This window comes from Microbacterium terregens, assembly GCF_039534975.1.
GTDB lineage: Bacteria > Actinomycetota > Actinomycetes > Actinomycetales > Microbacteriaceae > Microbacterium > Microbacterium terregens.
In genome coordinates this window covers 1,661,092-1,679,060 of record NZ_BAAAWH010000001.1, presented here as the reverse complement: position 1 = coordinate 1,679,060, position 17,969 = coordinate 1,661,092, and the positions used below count along the sequence as shown (strand labels likewise).

At 69.2% G+C, this 17,969-nt stretch carries 18 protein-coding genes and 1 pseudogene; 8 read left to right on the top strand and 11 right to left on the bottom strand.

Translation table 11 applies throughout. The features are described from left to right. Positions 1 to 81: 81 nt before the first annotated feature. From ABD655_RS07585 to ABD655_RS07575, 3 genes are read right to left on the bottom strand one after another with little or no spacing between them, the layout of a single operon-like run. Positions 82 to 723: a CYTH domain-containing protein gene (locus ABD655_RS07585; RefSeq protein WP_344712894.1), complete on the bottom strand. Its 642-nt coding sequence runs from the start codon at positions 721 to 723 to the stop codon at positions 82 to 84. Then, positions 710 to 943, bottom strand: a complete 234-nt coding sequence (locus ABD655_RS07580) for a response regulator (protein ID WP_344712892.1) — start codon at positions 941 to 943, stop codon at positions 710 to 712. The genes ABD655_RS07585 and ABD655_RS07580 overlap by 14 nt, the downstream gene beginning before the upstream one ends. A gap of 53 nt (positions 944 to 996) precedes the next feature. Next, entirely contained in the window at positions 997 to 1,497 is a 501-nt protein-coding gene (locus ABD655_RS07575) for a PaaI family thioesterase (protein WP_344712890.1), read from the bottom strand. Between the two features lie 85 nt (positions 1,498 to 1,582). Here ABD655_RS07575 and glgP point away from each other — a divergent pair, with 85 nt between their 5' ends. Both glgP and ABD655_RS07565 read left to right on the top strand, forming a co-directional pair. Next, on the top strand, positions 1,583 to 4,144 hold the full coding sequence (gene glgP, locus ABD655_RS07570; protein WP_344712888.1) for an alpha-glucan family phosphorylase: 2,562 nt from the start codon (positions 1,583 to 1,585) through the stop codon (positions 4,142 to 4,144). A 61-nt stretch (positions 4,145 to 4,205) separates the two neighbouring features. Next, positions 4,206 to 4,937, top strand: coding sequence for a glutamine amidotransferase (locus ABD655_RS07565; protein WP_344712886.1), 732 nt, complete (start codon positions 4,206 to 4,208; stop codon positions 4,935 to 4,937). 57 nt (positions 4,938 to 4,994) lie between these two features. Here the strand turns inward: ABD655_RS07565 and ABD655_RS07560 are convergent, their stop codons facing one another. The 5 genes from ABD655_RS07560 to ABD655_RS07540 all read right to left on the bottom strand — a co-directional run bounded on the left by ABD655_RS07560 (position 4,995) and on the right by ABD655_RS07540 (position 8,494). Further along, positions 4,995 to 5,690 (bottom strand): NAD(P)H-hydrate epimerase, encoded by a 696-nt coding sequence (locus ABD655_RS07560; RefSeq protein WP_344712884.1) that lies wholly within the window; start codon positions 5,688 to 5,690, stop codon positions 4,995 to 4,997. Further along, positions 5,683 to 6,690: a YihY/virulence factor BrkB family protein gene (locus ABD655_RS07555; RefSeq protein ID WP_344712882.1), complete on the bottom strand. Its 1,008-nt coding sequence runs from the start codon at positions 6,688 to 6,690 to the stop codon at positions 5,683 to 5,685. The genes ABD655_RS07560 and ABD655_RS07555 overlap by 8 nt, the downstream gene beginning before the upstream one ends. Before the next feature lie 68 nt (positions 6,691 to 6,758). Further along, positions 6,759 to 7,274, bottom strand: coding sequence for a prepilin peptidase (locus tag ABD655_RS07550; protein ID WP_344712881.1), 516 nt, complete (start codon positions 7,272 to 7,274; stop codon positions 6,759 to 6,761). Positions 7,275 to 7,366: 92 nt separating this feature from the next. Next, complete coding sequence (locus ABD655_RS07545; RefSeq protein ID WP_344712878.1) at positions 7,367 to 7,663, bottom strand: DUF1905 domain-containing protein; 297 nt, start codon at positions 7,661 to 7,663, stop codon at positions 7,367 to 7,369. A 15-nt stretch (positions 7,664 to 7,678) separates the two neighbouring features. Next, on the bottom strand, positions 7,679 to 8,494 hold the full coding sequence (locus ABD655_RS07540; RefSeq protein WP_344712877.1) for a glycosyltransferase family 2 protein: 816 nt from the start codon (positions 8,492 to 8,494) through the stop codon (positions 7,679 to 7,681). 45 nt (positions 8,495 to 8,539) lie between these two features. Here ABD655_RS07540 and ABD655_RS07535 point away from each other — a divergent pair, with 45 nt between their 5' ends. Continuing rightward, positions 8,540 to 9,154: a GNAT family N-acetyltransferase gene (locus ABD655_RS07535; protein ID WP_344712875.1), complete on the top strand. Its 615-nt coding sequence runs from the start codon at positions 8,540 to 8,542 to the stop codon at positions 9,152 to 9,154. Between the two features lie 22 nt (positions 9,155 to 9,176). Here the strand turns inward: ABD655_RS07535 and ABD655_RS07530 are convergent, their stop codons facing one another. Both ABD655_RS07530 and ABD655_RS07525 read right to left on the bottom strand, forming a co-directional pair. Further along, positions 9,177 to 10,169 (bottom strand): aldo/keto reductase, encoded by a 993-nt coding sequence (locus ABD655_RS07530; protein ID WP_344712873.1) that lies wholly within the window; start codon positions 10,167 to 10,169, stop codon positions 9,177 to 9,179. A 74-nt stretch (positions 10,170 to 10,243) separates the two neighbouring features. Next, positions 10,244 to 10,729 (bottom strand): cupin domain-containing protein, encoded by a 486-nt coding sequence (locus ABD655_RS07525; protein WP_344712871.1) that lies wholly within the window; start codon positions 10,727 to 10,729, stop codon positions 10,244 to 10,246. Positions 10,730 to 10,920: 191 nt separating this feature from the next. Between ABD655_RS07525 and ABD655_RS07520 the strand changes: the two genes are divergently transcribed. The 5 genes and pseudogenes from ABD655_RS07520 to ABD655_RS07500 form a co-directional block, all read left to right on the top strand. Further along, positions 10,921 to 12,333 (top strand): lipocalin-like domain-containing protein, encoded by a 1,413-nt coding sequence (locus tag ABD655_RS07520; protein WP_344712869.1) that lies wholly within the window; start codon positions 10,921 to 10,923, stop codon positions 12,331 to 12,333. 185 nt (positions 12,334 to 12,518) lie between these two features. Beyond that, complete coding sequence (locus tag ABD655_RS07515) at positions 12,519 to 14,273, top strand: pyruvate dehydrogenase (RefSeq protein WP_344712867.1); 1,755 nt, start codon at positions 12,519 to 12,521, stop codon at positions 14,271 to 14,273. A gap of 156 nt (positions 14,274 to 14,429) precedes the next feature. Next, positions 14,430 to 15,125: an ABC transporter ATP-binding protein gene (locus tag ABD655_RS07510; protein WP_344712865.1), complete on the top strand. Its 696-nt coding sequence runs from the start codon at positions 14,430 to 14,432 to the stop codon at positions 15,123 to 15,125. After that, on the top strand, positions 15,122 to 16,438 hold the full coding sequence (locus tag ABD655_RS07505; RefSeq protein WP_344712863.1) for a permease: 1,317 nt from the start codon (positions 15,122 to 15,124) through the stop codon (positions 16,436 to 16,438). Before ABD655_RS07510 ends, ABD655_RS07505 begins: the two co-directional genes overlap by 4 nt. 115 nt (positions 16,439 to 16,553) lie before the next feature. Continuing rightward, a pseudogene (locus ABD655_RS07500) lies at positions 16,554 to 16,862 on the top strand (DUF7882 family protein); the annotation flags it as partial. A gap of 121 nt (positions 16,863 to 16,983) precedes the next feature. Here ABD655_RS07500 and ABD655_RS07495 read toward each other — a convergent pair. Beyond that, positions 16,984 to 17,886 carry a hypothetical protein gene (locus tag ABD655_RS07495; protein ID WP_344712861.1) on the bottom strand — a complete coding sequence of 301 codons (903 nt, stop codon included), beginning with the start codon at positions 17,884 to 17,886 and terminating at the stop codon, positions 16,984 to 16,986. Positions 17,887 to 17,969 lie beyond the last annotated feature (83 nt).

The window sequence follows — 17,969 nt, the reverse complement described above, 5'->3', positions numbered from 1 at the left end:
AGGTCGTGTCTCGATACGCGGCTTCGCCGCTACTCGACGGCGCCGCAGGCGGCGTATCGGGACCGGGCCCACGAGTCGACTTCAGTAGCCCAGCGCCCGCGCGAGCTTGGACGTGGATGCCGCGGGTCGGCCACCGGCGGCGAGCACAGCCGCCTCGACCACGGTGAAGAAGGCGCGGGGATCCGCGGATGCTGCGGGCCCGAGTTCGATCTCCCACTCGCGCCACGAGCGGACTGCGCCGGTGCGCACGTCTGTCGCGGTGACCAGATCATCGACGAACTCGGCGACCAGAGCGCCGTCGGCCGAGAGCAGCGCGTAGGCCGTTCGCGTGTTCAGGATGCGCGCGATCGGTCGAAGATCGGCATCCGTCACCGTGGCGATGGCGGCCCGAACGCCGAGCGGCACCTCTTCGTCGGCTGCCTCGCCGAGGGGCCAGCCGAGTTCGGTGCGGCCCGCGCCGATGCGGGGGCCTTTGACATGCCAGCCCGCATCGGGCCCGCCGCTGCGCCGCCTCAGCGCGTACCCGGCGGAGGCCAGTGCATATTCCGCCGTGTCGAAGTAGCGCGCGTCGAGCTCCCGCCCTTCGGCGGCGCCGACCGACGCGACCCCGGGCAAGCGGGAGAGATCCGGCAACGGCGTCTCGTCGTCGGCGTCGAACTTGAGCTCGATCTCGACGGACCGGGACGGCTCCGAGCGCTCGGGGCTCGGCTCAGCGGCGGTCACGCGGCGAGTCGGCGTACGGGTCGATGTCGTCCTGCGCCTCGACGAACCAGAACTCCGCCTCGGTCGGCCCGTCGCTCTCGCCGGTGCGCTCCAGCTCGCCCTTGCGCAGGTAGACGACCTGCGTCTCGCTGTACGGGACGATGAGTCGGTCGAGGTCCGGGTTTTCGAGCGGCAGGAGCTGTCCGTCGAGGGGTCCGCCGTGCAGACGTGCGATAGCCATGCGCCGAGCCTAGTCCTGCGAACCCGGAATGGTCGGAGGCGGTCGGTCGCGGTTCAGTCCGTCGGCGCGAGCACCAGCAGCGAACTGGTCGCAGTCGCCACGACGCGGCCGGCGGCATCCGCGAGTTCGCCCTCGGTGAAGATCACCCTGCGGCCGGGCTTGATCACACGCCCGGTCGCTCGCAGCACTCCGGACGCGTGCGTGATCGGCCGGAGGTACCGCACGTTGAGGTCTACGGATGTGTAGCCCACACCCGCCGGCAACGTGGTGTGCCCGGCGCAGCCCAGGGCGGAATCCAGCAGGGTGCATGCGAGGCCGCCGTGCACGGCGCCGATCGGGTTGTAGTGGAACTCCGCCGGCTCGCACTCGAACAGCGCGAAGCCCTCGCTCACCTCGACGAGCGTGAAGCCCATGAGCCGGGCGATCGGCGGTGGTGGGATCGCGCCGTCGATCATCGCCTGAAGAGCTTCGAGTCCTGTACCGGCGCTGCGGGATTGCGCGAGAGCCTCTGCGGGATCTGCCCAGTCGAACGTGCGGGAGCGGCTGTCGGTCATGCACCGATCTTCCCGCACCACGAGCGACCGCGGGCGGCGACCGGCACTTGCAAGCGTTTGCAACGCGTGCAACTAGAATTCTGGCGTGAAGGCCATCCGAACGTTCACCGTCCGCCCCGTTCTCGCGGAGTCTCTCGCGCCGCTGAACCGGCTCGCCTCGAACTGGCGATGGTCGTGGAGCCGGGCGACGCACGCGCTGTTCGCGTCGATGGATCCGGACCTGTGGGAGCGCATCGGCGGCAACCCTTCGCGCATGCTCGGTGCGCTCGGGCAGGACCGCCTCGACGAACTCGCGCGCAACGACGAATTCGTTGCGCGCGTGGGCGCGGAGGACGAGCGACTGAACGCCTACCTCGGCGGGGACCGATGGTTCCAGCAGCTGGAGGGCGCGAAACCCACCGGCATCGCATACTTCTCCCCCGAGTTCGGCGTGGACGGCTCGCTTCCTCAGTATTCGGGCGGTCTCGGCATCCTCGCCGGCGACCATCTCAAGAGCGCGTCCGACCTCGGCGTACCCCTGACCGGTGTGGGCCTGTTCTATCGCGCCGGCTACTTCCGCCAGTCGATCGGAGACGACGGCTGGCAGCGCGAGAGCTATCCTCTGCTGGACCCGTACGGCCTGGGACTGACGCTGCTGCGTGACAGCGCCGGCTCTCCGGTCGAGATCACCCTCGACCTGCCTGGGGACCGGCAGTTGCACGCGCGCGTGTGGGTCGCGGACATCGGCCGGATTCCGCTGCTGCTGCTGGACTCCGAGACACCCGCGAATTCCGAGGAGATGCGCCGCGTCACCGACCGCCTCTACGGCGGCGGGGGCGAGCACCGGCTGCTGCAGGAGCTGCTCCTGGGCGTCGGGGGCGTGCGCGCGGTGCGCGCGTTCTGCGAGGTCACGGGCCGCGCGAAGCCGGACGTGTACCACACGAACGAAGGTCACGCGGGGTTCCAGGGCCTGGAGCGGATGTCGGAGCTCATCACTCAGGACCACCTCGGCTTCGACGCGGCGCTCGCCCAGGTGCGCGCCTCCACCGTGTTCACCACCCACACGCCGGTGCCGGCCGGCATCGACCGGTTCCCCCGCGACCTGATCGCCGACTTCCTCGCCAGCAACCTGTTCGCCGGCCTGGACCCCGGGCGGGCGCTCGCACTCGGGCTCGAGGACTACGACGGCGGCGACTCCGGCGTCTTCAACATGGCCGTGCTCGGGCTGCACCTCGGGCAGCACGCGAACGGGGTCTCGGTGCTGCACGGCGAGGTGAGCCGTGGAATGTTCGGCGCGCTGTGGCCCGGTGTGGACACAGACGAGGTGCCGATCACCTCGATCACGAACGGCGTGCACGCCCCCACGTGGGTGCACCCGTCGATCAAGGGGCTCAGCGAGCGTGCCTTCGGCGATGCGCACAGCGCCGCCCACGATTGGACCGACCGCGCCGCGATCAGCGACGGAGAACTGTGGGGCGTGCGTTCGCAGATGAAGAGCGAGCTGGTCGCCGAGGCCCGGCGGCGGGTCGGTGCGGCGGCGCGCTCGCACGGCAGCGGGGTGGCGCCGGCGTGGATCGAGGACTTGCTCGATCCCGACGTCCTGACCATCGGGTTCGCCCGCCGGGTGCCCACGTACAAGCGGCTGACGCTCATGCTGCGCGACCCCGAGCGTCTGACCAGGCTGCTCACCGACCCCGAACGCCCGGTGCAGATCGTGATCGGCGGCAAGTCGCACCCCGCGGACGATTCGGGCAAGATCCTCATCCAGCAGCTGGTGCGCTTCAGCCGCGACCCGAAGGTGCGCGGACGCATCGTCTTCCTGCCCGATTACGACATCACGCTCGCCAAGAGCCTCTATCCCGGATGCGACGTGTGGTTGAACAATCCGCTGCGTCCGCTCGAGGCGTGCGGCACGTCGGGAATGAAGGCGGCGCTCAACGGCGTGCTGAACCTCTCGATCTTGGACGGCTGGTGGGATGAGTGGTTCGACGGCGAGAACGGCTGGGCGATCCCCACCGCGGACACCGCCTCCAGCGACGAGGAGCGCGACGACGCCGAGGCGACCTCGCTCTACGACCTCATCGAGCATCAGCTCGTGCCGAAGTTCTACGAGCGGGAGGGCGGCATCCCCCTGGCATGGCTCGGGATGGTGCGGCACACGATGACCGAGCTCGGAAAGAAGGCCACGAGCGATCGAATGGTGCAGGAGTACGTCACCCGCCTGTACGTTCCCGCCGCCGAGCATGACGCCGCACTGCGCGCGGACGGGTTCGCCGGCGCGCGGGAGCTGTCCGCGTTCGTGACCCGGGTGAAGGAATCGTGGCGAGACGTCCGCATCGACAGCGTCGACAGTTCCGGCATTCCCGCGCAGGCGCAGGCGGGCGATGTCCTCGAGGTGAGCGCCGGCGTCCGACTGGACGGGCTCTCACCGGAGGATGTCGCGGTGGAGCTGGCGTACGGCCGCACCGACGAAGACGATGACCTCGCCCGGGACCATGCGCTCTACCGCCTCACCCCGGTGGGTGAGACGGTGGACGGAGTGACGCGGTTCACCGGCATCCTTCCCCTCACCGTGACCGGCAGTTTCGGATACACCGTCCGGGTCGTGCCGACGCACCCGCAGCTGGTCTCCCCCGTCGAGCTCGGTCTGATCACCTACGCATCCTGACCACTCGCCGATCACTCGCAGCCCGCGCCACCCGAAGCCGACCGCAAGCCCGAGGTACTCCATGAAGCCGTTCGTCCTTCTCGCAACGAGGGCTGAAGACCAGCCGGCCGACGAGGAGTACGCCCTCTTCCTGCGGTACGCGGGCCTGTCCGAGGACCAGCTCGTGCGCGTGCGCCTCGAGGCCGGGCCGATGCCGGATCTGGACCTGGACGAGCTCTCGGGGATCTTCGTCGGCGGCGGACCGTTCAACGCGTCGGACCCGCCCCAGGACAAGTCCGCCGTGCAGCGCCGCGTCGAGGCGGAGTTCGCGCGCCTGCTGAAGGAGGTCGTCGCTCGCGACTTCCCCTTCCTGGGCGCGTGCTACGGCGTCGGAACGGTCGGCGCGCACCTCGGTGCGGCGATCGACCGCACCTACTCCGAGGCCATCAGCGTGGTGCCCGTGACGCTCACCGAGGCGGGGCGGGCCGACCCGCTGCTCGAGGCGATGCCCGCGACGTTCTCCGCGTTCGTCGGCCACAAGGAGGCGATCTCGACGCTGCCCTCCCCCGCCGTGCTGCTCGCCTCGTCGCCCCTGTGCCCCGTGCAGATGTTCCGGGTCGGCACCAACGTCTATGCGACGCAGTTCCATCCCGAACTCGACCTGGCGGGCATCACGACGCGCATCCACGCGTACGCCGGCCACGGGTATTTCGGCGTCGATGAACTCGACCTCACCCTTGCCGCGGTGCATCGCGCGGCGGTTTCGGCGCCCAGCCGGATCCTGAAGACCTTTGTCGAGCGATACGCGCGTTAGGTCGTTTCCGCAGCGCAGCTGCCGAAGGTGATGTGCACTAGGTGCGGCGTACGACGCTCAGGCCTGCACGACGGCGGTGACGGATGCCGCGCCCGCCGGCTCCTGGCCGGCCAGAGCGGTCGTCAGGCCGAGGTCGACGAGCACGATCGCGCCCGTGCGCTCGGGTCCGCTCCCCGCGGTCAGTCCGGATTTGACGGCGCCGAACGTGACGGTGATGGATGCCGGCAGCACGACACCGTCGCTGGATCCGTCGTTGGGCTGCAACCCACTGGGCACATCGACGGCGATCACCCGAGGTCGTCCCGCACGCACGACCGGCAGGAGCTCTTGCACGACGGTCCGTGCCGTGCCGCGCAGAGCGGGATCGGCGGAGGCGCCGATCCCGAGGATCCCGTCCAGCACGAGGTCGTACCCGGATGCCGCGCTGATGACCTCAGGCAGGTCGACTTTGCGCGCGCCGGCGGCGATGGCCGCACCGAGTCCAGCCGCGTGAACCCGGTCGGCGGTGAGGAAGACGTCAACCACGGTGTCGCTGATCTCGGCGAGGTCGGCGGCGGCGAACAGCGCGTCGCCGCCGTTGTCACCGCTGCCGACGAGTACCAGGACGCGTCCGCCGTTCGGCCCGAGCTCGACGGCGGCGATGCGGGCGAGGGCGGCCGCAGCGCGGCGCATGAGCGGCTCCCCGGCGTCGAGCAGCGGCTTCTCCGCCGCGCGCACCTGCGCCGACGTGTACGTCGGGATGCGCTCAACCATTCGCCCCCACCCGTTCCTTCTCCTCTTCCGACCGCGCCACCGACAGCTCGTCCGTGGCCAGGCGCACCCCCAGTTCCGCGCGCTTGACGCGGCGCTGGGCGAAGGTGGATGCGCCGAACCGGGCGCGCACCCGGTCGCTCTCCTCGTCGACGCCGGTGATGATGTAGGCGCCTGCGAGCAGAATGACCTGCGCGGACAGGTTGAACCACAGCAGCAGCGCGATCAACGACGCGAACGAGGCCAGCAGCGGGTTCGAGGCTGCGCCGCCGACGAAGAGGCTCGACAGCTGCTGCAGCACCAGGAGTCCGATCGCCCCGTAGAACGCACCCGGAAGAAGCGCGCGGAGCGAGGGCTTCACGCCGGACAGAGCCCGGAACAGCACGGCGATGGCCGCGGCATCCAGAATGAAGACGAGGATGATCGAGACGGCGCGGGTGCCGATCACCGAGACGGGATTGCCTTCGGAGAGGCCGAGGAAGTCGCTGAGGGCTCCGATTCCGGCGTTCGCGAAGAAGGTGAGAAGAGCGGATGCCGCGAACGCCGCCCCGATTCCGATGGCGATCACGAAGTTGCGCAGGAGCACCCAGATCCAGAACACGTCGTCGGTGAGCTTGTCCGCGAGGGTACGGAACGCGGCGCGCAAGGATCCGATCGCGCCGATCGCGGCGCCGACGAGACCGATGATCGACAAGACGGTTGTCACGGTCAGACCGGCGGCGATCTGGATCTCCGAGGGATCGATGAGGCCGTCATCGCCGACGAGGCCGGGGATCGCAGCATCCACCGACGCGGTGAGGGCACGCAGGAGGTCGGGGTTGCCCGCCAGGAACAGGCCGGCGACGGAGAAGCCCAGCAGCACTCCCGCGAAGACGCTGAACAGCGTGCGGTAGGTGACGCTGTCTGCCAGCATCGGCCCGCGATGCTCGCTGTAGAGCAGGAACGCGCGGACGGGTTTGCGTTTCAGCGCCCACGCGATGATGCGCGCGATGAATGCGGCCATGGCTTCGAGGCTATCCGGCCGCTGGCGCGGTGCCCGTCCCCTTGACAGCGGGACCCGACCGGGTACGTCTAGCTGCCCGGAGGCGTGGGAAGCAGGGTGGGCAACGCCGCCGCGATGATCGCGACCCACGCGCCGGCCAGCATCGCCGGGCCGAAGGCGATCCGGGTCCGGCGATCCGCGCGACGCATCAGGATCATGGCGATCGCCTGGGTGCCGCCGATGAGGAAGGCTGCGGCGGTGCCGATCAGAATGGCACTCCAGCCGATCCAACCGAAGTACAGGCCCAACAGGCCCGCGAGCTTGACGTCGCCGCCGCCGAGTGAGCCTGGACTGGCCAGCCGCATCGCGAAATAGCAGGCGAACAGGATCACCATGCCCGCGACCGTCCGCAGCAGACGGCCGGGGTCGGCGGTGAGAGCGGATGCCGCGGCGAACAGCAGGAGGGCGACCACGTAGCTCGGCAGCACCACGCGATTCGGCAGCCGGTGTGAGGAGAGATCGATGACGACGAGGACGATGCTGACCCCCGCGAGGTAGGCGAAAGCGATCCCCGAGACGAAAGGGGCCAGTTCGGCGCCGGACATGACGCCAGAGCCTACGCGCTCGGTGCGGGGTGGTTCACGGAGGCCGCCTGCGCTGTGGATAATCCGTGCGAGCGGCGATCCTTCCCGCCGGATCAGCCGTCCAGGATCTCGAGGCGCACGGTCACGGGACCGCCCTCGACGAGGGATTCGGCATCCCGGACCGCACGCTTGAGCGGCACCACGTACGCACCCCCGTCGCTGGGGAAGATCGAGGTCGCCCACTGCGAGGTTCCGACGCGGGCGCGGACGCGCACCGATCCGAAGCCGCGATACGGCCGCGGGATCTCACGGATCTCGGCGCTCAGCTCGGGCGGGATCGCGACGAAGAACCAGGCTGCGTCCGCACGGGCGTCCCAGCGGAACACCTCGCCGTCGAATTCGATGATCATGCGTCGATCACGGGGCTACCGACCGAAGCCCGGCGCCCAGTCCTCGTCGATCGGCGTCCACGTGTCACCATCGCCGGTGACGGCACCCGGAACGCGCCCACCCTCGAGGTCGCGACGCTTCCAGGCCGCTCCTTCCGGCCAGCTCGCCGCGAAGGTCGGCACGACGCGCCAGACACGCCGCCACAGGCCTCGCTGCGTGACGAGCGGGCGCGCCGACACCGGCATGCGCAGTTCGGGATCGAACCGCACGCCGTCCGCGGAACGCAGCCGGATCGTCAGATCGAGGTCGTCGTGGATCCTGCCGTTCGTGCGGTCGACCTCGTCGCGGACCCGCTCCCATACGCGCGCGCGCATCGCGAAGTTCGACCCGAAGACGAGGGGGATGCCGAGCCACTTCTTGATCCAGAAATGACCACCGCCGATATACCAGTGCTCGCCGAGGTAGCTCACGACGGGTCCGGCGCCGTAGAACTCCGCTCCCCCGGTGAGAACACCCAGGTGAGGATCGGCCACGAACGCCCGCACGAGGCGAGCGATCCAGTCGGGGTGCGGGCGCGAGTCGGCATCGAGCCGCGCGATGATGTCGGTGTCAGGCAGCGCCTCGTCGTAGGCGCGCGCCGCGGCCGGCCAGATCCCGATGCGGGCCTCTTCGAACACCTCCGCGCCGTGGGCACGCGCGACCTCGGCCGAGGCATCCGTGCTGGCATTGTCCACGACGATCACTCGATCGGCCGGGTGGGTCTGGCCCGCGAGCGCCTCAAGGCATGAGCGCAGAAAGTCCGCGTCATTGCGACAAGGGATGACCACCGTGACGCGGGGCGAGAGGGACACGGCACTCACCATACTCCCGCGATGGTCCGGGTCTACTCTCATTGCATGCACCACGAAATCGGGGCGGAGCTGCGCGCTGCGGTGCGGATCGTGCCCGCCAATGAGGCGACGTGGGACGATTTGCAGGCCATCCTGACGGGACCGGCCGGACGTTGCCAATGTCAGCGGCAGCGCCTCGGCGATCACGACTGGTGGCGTATGCCGGAATCGGAACGCGCCGCCATCCTCCGCGCCGAGACGCACTGCGACGACCCGCGATCGACCGAGACGATCGGCATCGTGGCATACGTGGGCGACGAGCCCGCCGGATGGTGCGCGGTCGACGTCCGCGGCGTCTTCGGGCGTCTGCGCGGCTCGCCGGTGCCGTGGTCAGGTCGCCAGGAGGACAAGGACGATCCTTCGGTGTGGGCGATCGCGTGCCTGATCGTCGCAAAGGGTCACCGCCATCGGGGGCTGACCTACCCGCTCGTCGCCGCCGCCGTCGAGCACGCCCGCGCGCGCGGGGCGAAGGCGGTCGAGGGCTATCCGCTCCTCACCGGTGGCGCGCAGATCATGTGGGACGAGATGAACGTCGGGGCCGTCGGACCGTTCCTTGCGGCAGGGTTCGCAGAGGTGTCCCACCCGACGAAGCGGCGGCTGGTGATGAGGCTGGAGCTGTAGCAGTCGCGGCGTCGGTCGCTTCTCACCAGAGCGGGTGGACGGCCTCGCGCAGACGACGGTCGTAGACGTCGCGGACGATCGCGTCGAACGCGTCGACGTCGAATCCGCCGTCCAGCAGGGCCGCGGCATCCGCATTGGACACCGCCTGGCGAACGTTGCGGGCCCCCGGGATGACGCTCGTCACCCCGGTCTGGGACGCGATCCAGGCGAGGGTCGCGGCCGGCAGCGAAACGCCGTCGGGCACAGCGGCGGCCAGCTCCGTTGCGGCGGCGAGTCCGATCCCGTAATCCACGCCCGAGAACGTCTCCCCTCGGTCGAACGCTTCGCCATGGCGGTTGTAGCTGCGGTGGTCGTTGTCGGCGAATGTCGTCGCGGCGGTGTACTTGCCCGAGAGCAGTCCGGACGCCAGCGGCACGCGCGCGAAGATCGCGACACCGGCAGCGGCAGCAGCGGGCAGCACCTCGTCGAGTGGTTTGAGCCGGAACGGGTTGAAGATGATCTGCACGTTTGTGACGTTCGGCCGCGCGATCACAGCGAGCGCCTGCGCGCACGTCTCGACCGACACCCCATACGCCCCGATGGCTCCCTCTGCGACGAGAGCATCGAGTGCGTCGTAGGTCGCGGCATCCTCGATCACCGCAGACGGCGGACAGTGCAGCTGAACGAGGTCCAGCGTGTCGACGCCCAGGTTGGCGCGTGAGCGCGCGGTCCAGGCGCGGAAGTTCTCGAGGTTGTAGTTCTGCGGGTCCTGCGGGCCGCGCCTGCCCATCTTCGTCGCCACCGTGATGCCGTGGCCGGGCCGGTCGGCGAGGAAGCGGCCGATCAGCGACTCGCTGCGTCCATCGCCGTAGACATCGGCGGTGTCGAAGAGGGTGACGCCGCGATCGGCGGATGCCGCGAGGACAGCGAGCGCGTCATCCTCGCTGACCGAACCCCAGTCCGCGCCCAGCTGCCAGGTTCCCAACCCGATCGCCGAGACGTCGCGGCCGGTGCGGCCGAGCGGTCGCTTCTGCATGAGGATCCCCCTTCGCCCGCGCCGGTGCGCAGCCTGTCCAGCATGCCACGGGGCGAGGCGAGATCCCCAGGTCGTCAGCTGTCGCAGTTGGCGAGTTCGGTCTCGGCCAGGGGCTTGCCGTCGGGGATGACGTAAGTGACCCAGAGGATCACCTCGCTGTCGCCCTCGTTGCGCCCTTCGTGCGGGTAGCCGGCACCCTCGATGATGGACTCGCCCGCCTTGTACACGCGGACCCCGCCGGGATGCGTCTCGGAGTAGTGCGTGAGCTCGCCCGCCTGCACGACGGCGATCAGCTGTCCGTAGTGGCAGTGCTCGCCTGTTCCTGCGCCCGGCTCGATCGTGATCTCGCGGAACGTCACCCCCACCCCGGCCGCACCGCCGTCGACGGCGACCTCCACCGGCTCGGATTGGTCTCCCGTGGCGATGTCGATGGCACTGATCTTCGGTGCCATCGTCTCGGATGCCGTCGGCGCGGTGCTGCATGCCGTGATCGTCAGCGCCATCACGGCGCAGACGGCGAGCCCCGCTGCCTGTTTCAGATACTTCGTTGCCCGCTCCACAGCTAACCCCCCGGTCGTGCCTCGGCCGATGCACGACCTCTGGTGTGCCCCTTTGGACAATAGCGGGAAACGGCGGGGCGCCCGCACACGGTCCCGGGTACGGGACTGGTGAGCATAACGCTTAGGTATCGAAGAACGCGCTCACCAATTACTGAGCAGAATGCCGGTATCGCATCGATAGCATCAGCAACATGACACGGACTCCCTGGAAAGCACGAGCAGTCGGGATCGGCATCGTCGGAGCGCTCACCGCAGCGCTGACCGCCTGCGGCGGTCCGGGAGGAGTGGCCGCGCCAACCGTTCCCGTTCCCACGAACACGATGTGGACGGGCACGACGCAGCCCGACCCGGTGCCGGAGGAGAACGTCGTCCTCAGCGTGCCCGAGGACATGTACCGTCACGACGGCGCGCCCACGGAGTGGTGGTGGCACATCGGCACGCTGCGCGCCGGAGATCGGGTGTTCGGCTTCGAGATCAACGCGGCATCATTCACCGGCCAGGACTTCGCGATGACGCAGGTGTCGCTGAGTGACATCGAGAACCAGCGCCATTACCAGCGCACTCAGGTGTACGGCCCCAGTCCGCTCGGCGTCTTCGACGTCGCGAACTGGGCCGAAGGCGACCCGAAGAAGGACTGGTACGCCAGGCTCGGCGACCCCAGCTGGGCGGTCGGCGGCTTCTCCGTGACGAATGCGGGGACTGGCTATACGAAGGCTCCGGACGTGAAGATCGAGGGCGATGGGTCGGACGCCTCGGCTGTTGCGATCCTCGATTCCGACGGCGGTGTGAGCCAGATCGTGCTGCTCAAGCCGGGCACCGGTTACAGCACCACCCCGACGGTGACCCTTACGGGTGGCGATGGCACGGGTGCGACCGCGGTCGCCGTCCGCAGCTACGTCTCGATGACGGCACCGAAGGCGGACCCCACGCAGAACATCGCTGTGCAGTCGCTGCTCGTGGACAACGAGACCCTCGACGAGGTCGAGTTCGATCTCACGTTCTCTCAGCAGGGGCGTCCGTTCTACGTCTGGGGCACGGGCATCGAGCCGAGCTCGACGACCCAGGACCTCACGAAGGACAACTACTACTTCTCGTACACGAGGCTCGCCGCGTCGGGAACGATCACCATCGACGGCGAGGAGTTCGCGGTCGAAGGCACCACGTGGATGGACCACGAGTACGGATACTTCGGCGGCGGGACCTCCGACACCCGGGTGCGCTGGCTGCTGCAGGACATGCAGCTGGACAACGGCTACACGATCTCGAACGCCGGCATCATCGGCGAGGGGTACAAGCCCGAGATCGGCGTCTCGGTGGACGCCTACGCGACCCTGCAGGACCCGGACGGCAACCTCTACTACGTGGCGAGCACCGTCACGCCGGTCGGCGAGCTGTGGACGAGCCCGGACAGCGGGAACGGCTACGCCCAGCAGTTCCGGGTGGAGATCCCCTCCTTCGATGTGGACATCACCGTGACGACACGACTGCAGAACCAGGAGTTCGCCATCAGCGGCTCTCCCGTCTACGAGGGCACCGCCGAGCCCGAAGGAATGATGCTCGGAAAGCCGGTATCGGGCGACGCCTGGATCGAACAGGCGTTCTGACCGCTCGAGCGGAGGAAAGGGTCGGCCTTCGGGCCGGCCCTTTCCTCTTGCCGCGGGACGATGTTCGGTCGCTCAGATCGCGTGTGGGACGCCGGCATCCCGAACACGGATCAGTCCACGCCCCTCGACGTGTCGACTGTGTCGGAGAAGACTGGTCCGACGCCCGTCGACCGAAAGAGGAGCCCATGGCCCGCACCATCGCCGACCAACTCGTCGCCCAGCTGATCGCCGTCGGCGTCGAGCACATCTACGGTATCGTCGGCGATTCGCTCAACCCCATCGTGGATGCCGTCCGACGCTCCGGAGGCAGCGCGAAGGGCGGTATCGACTGGATCCATGTCCGTCACGAGGAGTCTGCGGCGCTCATGGCCGCCGCCGAGGCGCAACTCACCGGCAAGCTCGCGGTCTGTGCGGGAAGCTGCGGGCCGGGAAACCTGCACCTCATCAACGGCCTCTACGACGCGCACCGCTCCAAAGCCCCGGTGCTCGCCATCGCCAGCCACATCCCGACGCGCGAGATCGGAACGAGCTACTTCCAGGAGACGCACCCCGAGCGCCTGTTCGTGGAGTGCTCGAACTACTGCGAGATGGTGATGACCGCCGACCAGTCTCCCCGCACCGTGAACGCCGCGCTCCGTCACGCGATGACCGGCCCCGGTGTCGCTGTGCTGATCATCCCGGGCGACGTGGCGGAGTTCGACGCGACGGACTCCTTCCCGATGCTCGTCCCCACCGGGACGCCGCGGCTGGTGCCCGCCGACGCCGACGTTCGCTCCCTCGCCCAGGCGATCGACGACGCCGGCACGGTCGCGATCTTCGCCGGCGCCGGCGTGGAGGGCGCGCACGACGAGGTCATCGCGTTCGCCGAGCTGCTGAAGGCGCCGATCGCGCACTCCTTGCGTGGAAAGCAATGGATCCAGTACGACAACCCCTTCGACGTCGGCATGACGGGCCTGCTGGGCTATGGCGCCGCGCATGCCGGCATCCATGATGCAGATCTCCTCCTTCTCCTGGGGACCGATTTCCCGTACGAGCAGTTCCTTCCCGATCCTGACAAGATCACGATCGCCCAGATCGACACGGATGCCTCGCACCTGGGCCGCCGCGTGAGCGTGGCGCACCCGGTGCACGGTGACGTGAGGTCGACTCTGGCGCGGCTCACCGAACTTGTGGCGCCCAAGCCCAAGCGCACGTTCCTGGACCGCACCTTGAAGAGGCACGACAAACTCCTCACGAGCGTCGTGGGCACCTACACCGATGTCGGAACACGCGCGCCGATCCATCCGGAGTTCGCCATCACGGTCATCGACGAGCTCACGGCATCCGACGCGATCTTCACCGCCGACACCGGGATGGGCAACGTATGGCAGGCGCGGTACGTCACCCCCGGGCCGGAGCGGCGGATCATCGGGTCCTTCCTGCACGGCACGATGGCGAATGCGCTGCCCCACGCCCTCGGCGCTCAGGTGGCCTACCCGGAGCGCCAGGTCGTCGCGATCGCCGGCGACGGCGGGCTCTCGATGCTGCTCGGCGAGCTCATCACCGCCACGGCGTACAGCCTGCCGGTGAAGGTGTTCGTGTTCAACAACTCCACGCTCGGCCTGGTCAAGCTCGAGATGCTCGTGGATGGCATCCCTGACTTCGGCGTCGATGTGCCAAGCGCCGACTACGGTGCGATTGCCGCCGCAATCGGGTTCCACGCCGCGCGCATCGAAGATCCGACCCAGCTCCGCGATGCGGTCGCCGCGGCGCTCGCCCACCCGGGTCCGGCGCTCGTCGATATCGCCACGGACCCGCGTGCGCTGTCGTTGCCGCCGGCGATCACCGGCGATCAGGTGCGTGGTTTCGCCTTGGCGATGTCGAAGATCGTGCTGCGCGGCGGGGCGGCCGAAGCCGTGGCGATGGCTCGCTCGAACATCCGTCACCTGCCCGGGCTCTGACTCCCGCCGGGGGTGCCGCCGGGTGCCCGCCCGCAGCCGGGAGGGGACGACCGGGTCGACGGGTTGGACCGCCGTCACCCTTCAGGATGACGGCCCGAGGTAGGGGTCATCCGCACGGACGACGACAGCGAGGGCCACGGCGACGAGGCTGGAATCATGAACCACTCAGTGCTGCACGCCCGCGGACTCTTCAAGAGCTACGGATCGACGACCGCCCTCGCCGGCGTGGACCTCACCATCCTGCGCGGCGAGTCGGTGGCGGTCATGGGGGCATCCGGTTCGGGCAAGACGACTCTCCTGCACGTGCTCGCCGGCATCACCGCACCCGATCAGGGTCGCGTGGTCTTCTCCCCCGCCGCCGCCGGCCCGGTGGAGGTCACCTCGCTCAGCGAGACGGGACGATCGAAATTGCGCAGGGAGAACTTCGGGTTCGTCTTCCAGCAGGGTCTTCTCCTCCCCGAGCTGACCGCGCTCGAGAACGTCGCGATCGCGCTGATGATCACCGGACGCGGGCGCGCGGAGTCCACCGAACGCGCTGCCTCCTGGCTCGCGGCCCTCGGCCTCGCGGGGCTGGAGGACCGCCGCATCGGCGAACTTTCCGGCGGGCAGGCCCAGCGGGTCGCGATCGCACGCGCACAGGTGACGGGCGCCGAGGTCGTCTTCGCCGATGAGCCGACGGGGGCGCTCGACTCGCGCACCTCCGGGGACGTGATGGATGCGCTGCTGTGGGCGACCACCCAGCAGGGACGCACGCTCGTGGTCGTAACCCACGACGCCGAGGTCGCCGCCCGCTGCTCACGTACGCTGTCCGTGCGCGACGGTCGCCTGGTCACCGCAGGGATTCCGGCGTGAACCCCGGTGTCCTGGTGCTGCTGCTGCGGCCCACCGCGGGGCAGAAGCATGTGATCGCTCTACCGGTCGTCGCGTTCGCTACCGTCAGCGCCCTGGTACTGACCGTCGTCGGCGGCGCGCAGTCCTTCTGGACGTGGACGGACCCAGAAGCGCAGATCTACCATGTCCTGGCCGCGATGGCGCTCGTCCTGCTGGTCGTGCCGCTGGTCACGCTCGGGGGCGCCGCCGCGCGGCTGTCGGCCCGCCGACGCGATGAGCGCCTCTCCACCCTCCGGCTCCTGGGCGTCTCGCCGGCCGGCGTCGTGGCAGCAACCGTCGCCGAGTCGACCATCGTGGCCGCGGTCGGGGCAGTGGCCGGCGTCCTCGTCCACCTGCTGATCGTGCCTTTCGTCGGTCTCATCCCGTTCCGCGGTGCGGCACTGGGTGCGGGATCCGTGCTGCTGCCCGCGCCGATCGGCCTTGCGGTCGTGGCCGCGATCGTGCTGCTGGCCGCGGCCAGCGCCGCCCTCGGGCTGCGGAAAGTCGTCATCTCGCCGCTCGGCGTCCGCACCCGAGCGGTGACCGAGAAGCCCCACTGGATCCGCGCCGTCATCACGGTCATCGCGCTCGGCGCAGCGTTCGGCCTGATCTCGGTGGTTCCCGGAGCGGCGAGCGTTCTGCCGACCATCGTCGTGCTCTCCGTCGTCTTCGCGATCGCATTCGCGGTGCTCAACGTCATCGGACCGTGGGCGATCGGCCTGCAGGCGCGGCGACGACTGCGGCGCGCACAGCGGGCGGACCAGCTGCTCGCCGCCCGCACAGGCCTGGAGTCACCAAAAGCGGCGTGGCGCCAGGTGAGCGGAATCGCGATGGCGAGCTTCATCGCAGTGTTCGCCGGTGCTGCGGTCGCTGCGCTCGAGGTCATGGGCGGCGGGTCCATCGAAGATGTGATGCTTGCCTCCGACATCCGCACCGGCGTGACGATCGTCCTCGTCGCATCGTTCCTCATGGTGGCGGCCTCAGTCGGAGTGAACCAGGCAGCGGAGATCCTGGACCGTCAAGAGCTGCATCGCAGCCTGCACCGCCTGGGCATGCCGATCGAGACCGTCGAGCTCGCCCGACGCCGGGCGATCATGAGCCCGCTGCTTTTCACGGCGCTCGGGTCGGCGTTGTGCGCGGGCGTGTTGATCTTCCCGTTGCTCGGGGTCGCGCTCGTCACAGCGCCCGCCTCACTCATCACGATCGCCGCGGTCGTCGGCGCGGGCATCGGAATCGTCTGGTTCAGCACTCTCGCGACCAGGCCCATCCTCCGCCGCGCGTTCGTCGAGGGGTGAGTGACGGGTCCCCCGCCCGTCGAGCGGTGACCGCCGGCACACGGTCGGTGCGCGGCAGTTCGGGCATGTTCAAGGCCCTGGCGAACAACATGTGCACAGGCATAGGGTGACGCGGGTGGGCACCATCTTCTACGGAGAATCCGCAAGCCCGATCGTCATCGACGATCGGGCACTGGCACACCTCAAGGTCGTCATCGCCACCAAGTTGCGTCGAGGCGAGAGCTTCACGCTGTCCTGGCAGCACCCTGACGATCAGCCGCGGGGCCGCAGCACCATCTGGCTGCACCCGTCGATTCCGCTGCGTTTCGTCTTCGACGACCCTTCTCCTGCTCAGCTGAACCGGGTGTGGATCGACCAGCTCGCCCACTCCGCGAACTCCTCAGGCGGCATCATGCTGCTCCGGGAACAGGTCGACACGGATGCCTCGTCCGCGTCCGCCGAGCCCGACCTCGCAGCGCGCAAGGTCGACATGGAGGAGTTGTCGATCGGCACTCTCAGGGTGGCCGATCGCGAAGAGGCCGGGCCGGGCTGAGTTCTCACCCACGTCACCGTGGCCCGCGGGACGGCGGCGCGAGCGGATTCAGCCGCCGACCGTGCCGGCGTCGATGACTCAAGGAAGGGTCAGCTCTCGGAGTTGCCGGCGGCAGCATGTCGGAGAGAAGGTCATGGGCGGTGCGCAGTTGTTGGCGCGCGTCCTGGCAACGACCTTCGCGGCGCAGCCACTCGCCGTAGACGAGGTGGGTGCGAGCGAGGTGGCCGGGCATCCGGCAGCGCGCGAGCTGCTCGATCGCCTCACGGTACAGCGCCTCGGCGGCCGGCCCGGCGCTGGTCAACGCGCCTGAACGGGCCGCCAGCCCGAGCCCCCATGGGGTGCCGCTGGCGAGAGCGCGTGAAGTGAGCTGGTCCAGCGCCTCGGTCGCGCTCTCGGGCCGGCCGGAACGGCAGGCCGCTTCGATGAGTTCTGAGTGGGCCAAGTTGCTGTTCGTCAGCTCTGCGGATTCGAAGGCCCGGGCCGCGGCGGCCTGAGCTGCGGGGTAATCGCCGAGACCGTTGTGCAGCACCGCCATGCCGTACTGCGCCAGCGAGACCTCGGTGGTGTTCGCGTGTCCGCCCGCTTCCTCGACGATCGTCGCATAGACCTCGGCGCTCTCGTCCGGGCGACCGCGCCAGGCAGCCAGGATGAGCTGTGCGTGCAGCAGCGGCACAGCCCTGGTCGCAGCTGCGATCGCGGTCTGCTCCGCGCCACGGGCGAACTCACCGGCGAGGACGAGCATGACCGACTGGACGAGAAGGGCGGATGGAAGCGTGGCCAGCGCGCCGGTCTCGCGTACCCCGGACTCGTCAGGACACCAGTCCAAGAGCGAGCGCGTGACGCGGCAGACGTTCATCGAGGCCGTGGGAGAGCTGTACAACCGCGCCCAGATCGACGTGCTCGCACGTGCGGGCATCCTCGCAGATGAGCAGGTGCGGCACGACCGCGCAAAAGCCACGACGCCGAGCAGAGGACGTACCCGGGAACGACTTGACCTTG

What these genes read in the sequence shown, in the direction of transcription:
- ABD655_RS07580 (WP_344712892.1), bottom strand. Translation starts at nt 943, where the DNA reads ATGGCTATCGCACGTCTGCACGGCGGACCCCTCGACGGACAGCTCCTG.
- ABD655_RS07575 (WP_344712890.1), bottom strand. Translation starts at nt 1,497, where the DNA reads ATGACCGACAGCCGCTCCCGCACGTTCGACTGGGCAGATCCCGCAGAG.
- ABD655_RS07565 (WP_344712886.1), top strand. Translation starts at nt 4,206, where the DNA reads ATGAAGCCGTTCGTCCTTCTCGCAACGAGGGCTGAAGACCAGCCGGCC.
- ABD655_RS07560 (WP_344712884.1), bottom strand. Translation starts at nt 5,690, where the DNA reads ATGGTTGAGCGCATCCCGACGTACACGTCGGCGCAGGTGCGCGCGGCG.
- ABD655_RS07555 (WP_344712882.1), bottom strand. Translation starts at nt 6,690, where the DNA reads ATGGCCGCATTCATCGCGCGCATCATCGCGTGGGCGCTGAAACGCAAA.
- ABD655_RS07550 (WP_344712881.1), bottom strand. Translation starts at nt 7,274, where the DNA reads ATGTCCGGCGCCGAACTGGCCCCTTTCGTCTCGGGGATCGCTTTCGCC.
- ABD655_RS07545 (WP_344712878.1), bottom strand. Translation starts at nt 7,663, where the DNA reads ATGATCATCGAATTCGACGGCGAGGTGTTCCGCTGGGACGCCCGTGCG.
- ABD655_RS07535 (WP_344712875.1), top strand. Translation starts at nt 8,540, where the DNA reads ATGCACCACGAAATCGGGGCGGAGCTGCGCGCTGCGGTGCGGATCGTG.
- ABD655_RS07530 (WP_344712873.1), bottom strand. Translation starts at nt 10,169, where the DNA reads ATGCAGAAGCGACCGCTCGGCCGCACCGGCCGCGACGTCTCGGCGATC.
- ABD655_RS07520 (WP_344712869.1), top strand. Translation starts at nt 10,921, where the DNA reads ATGACACGGACTCCCTGGAAAGCACGAGCAGTCGGGATCGGCATCGTC.
- ABD655_RS07515 (WP_344712867.1), top strand. Translation starts at nt 12,519, where the DNA reads ATGGCCCGCACCATCGCCGACCAACTCGTCGCCCAGCTGATCGCCGTC.
- ABD655_RS07510 (WP_344712865.1), top strand. Translation starts at nt 14,430, where the DNA reads ATGAACCACTCAGTGCTGCACGCCCGCGGACTCTTCAAGAGCTACGGA.
- ABD655_RS07495 (WP_344712861.1), bottom strand. Translation starts at nt 17,886, where the DNA reads ATGCCCGCACGTGCGAGCACGTCGATCTGGGCGCGGTTGTACAGCTCT.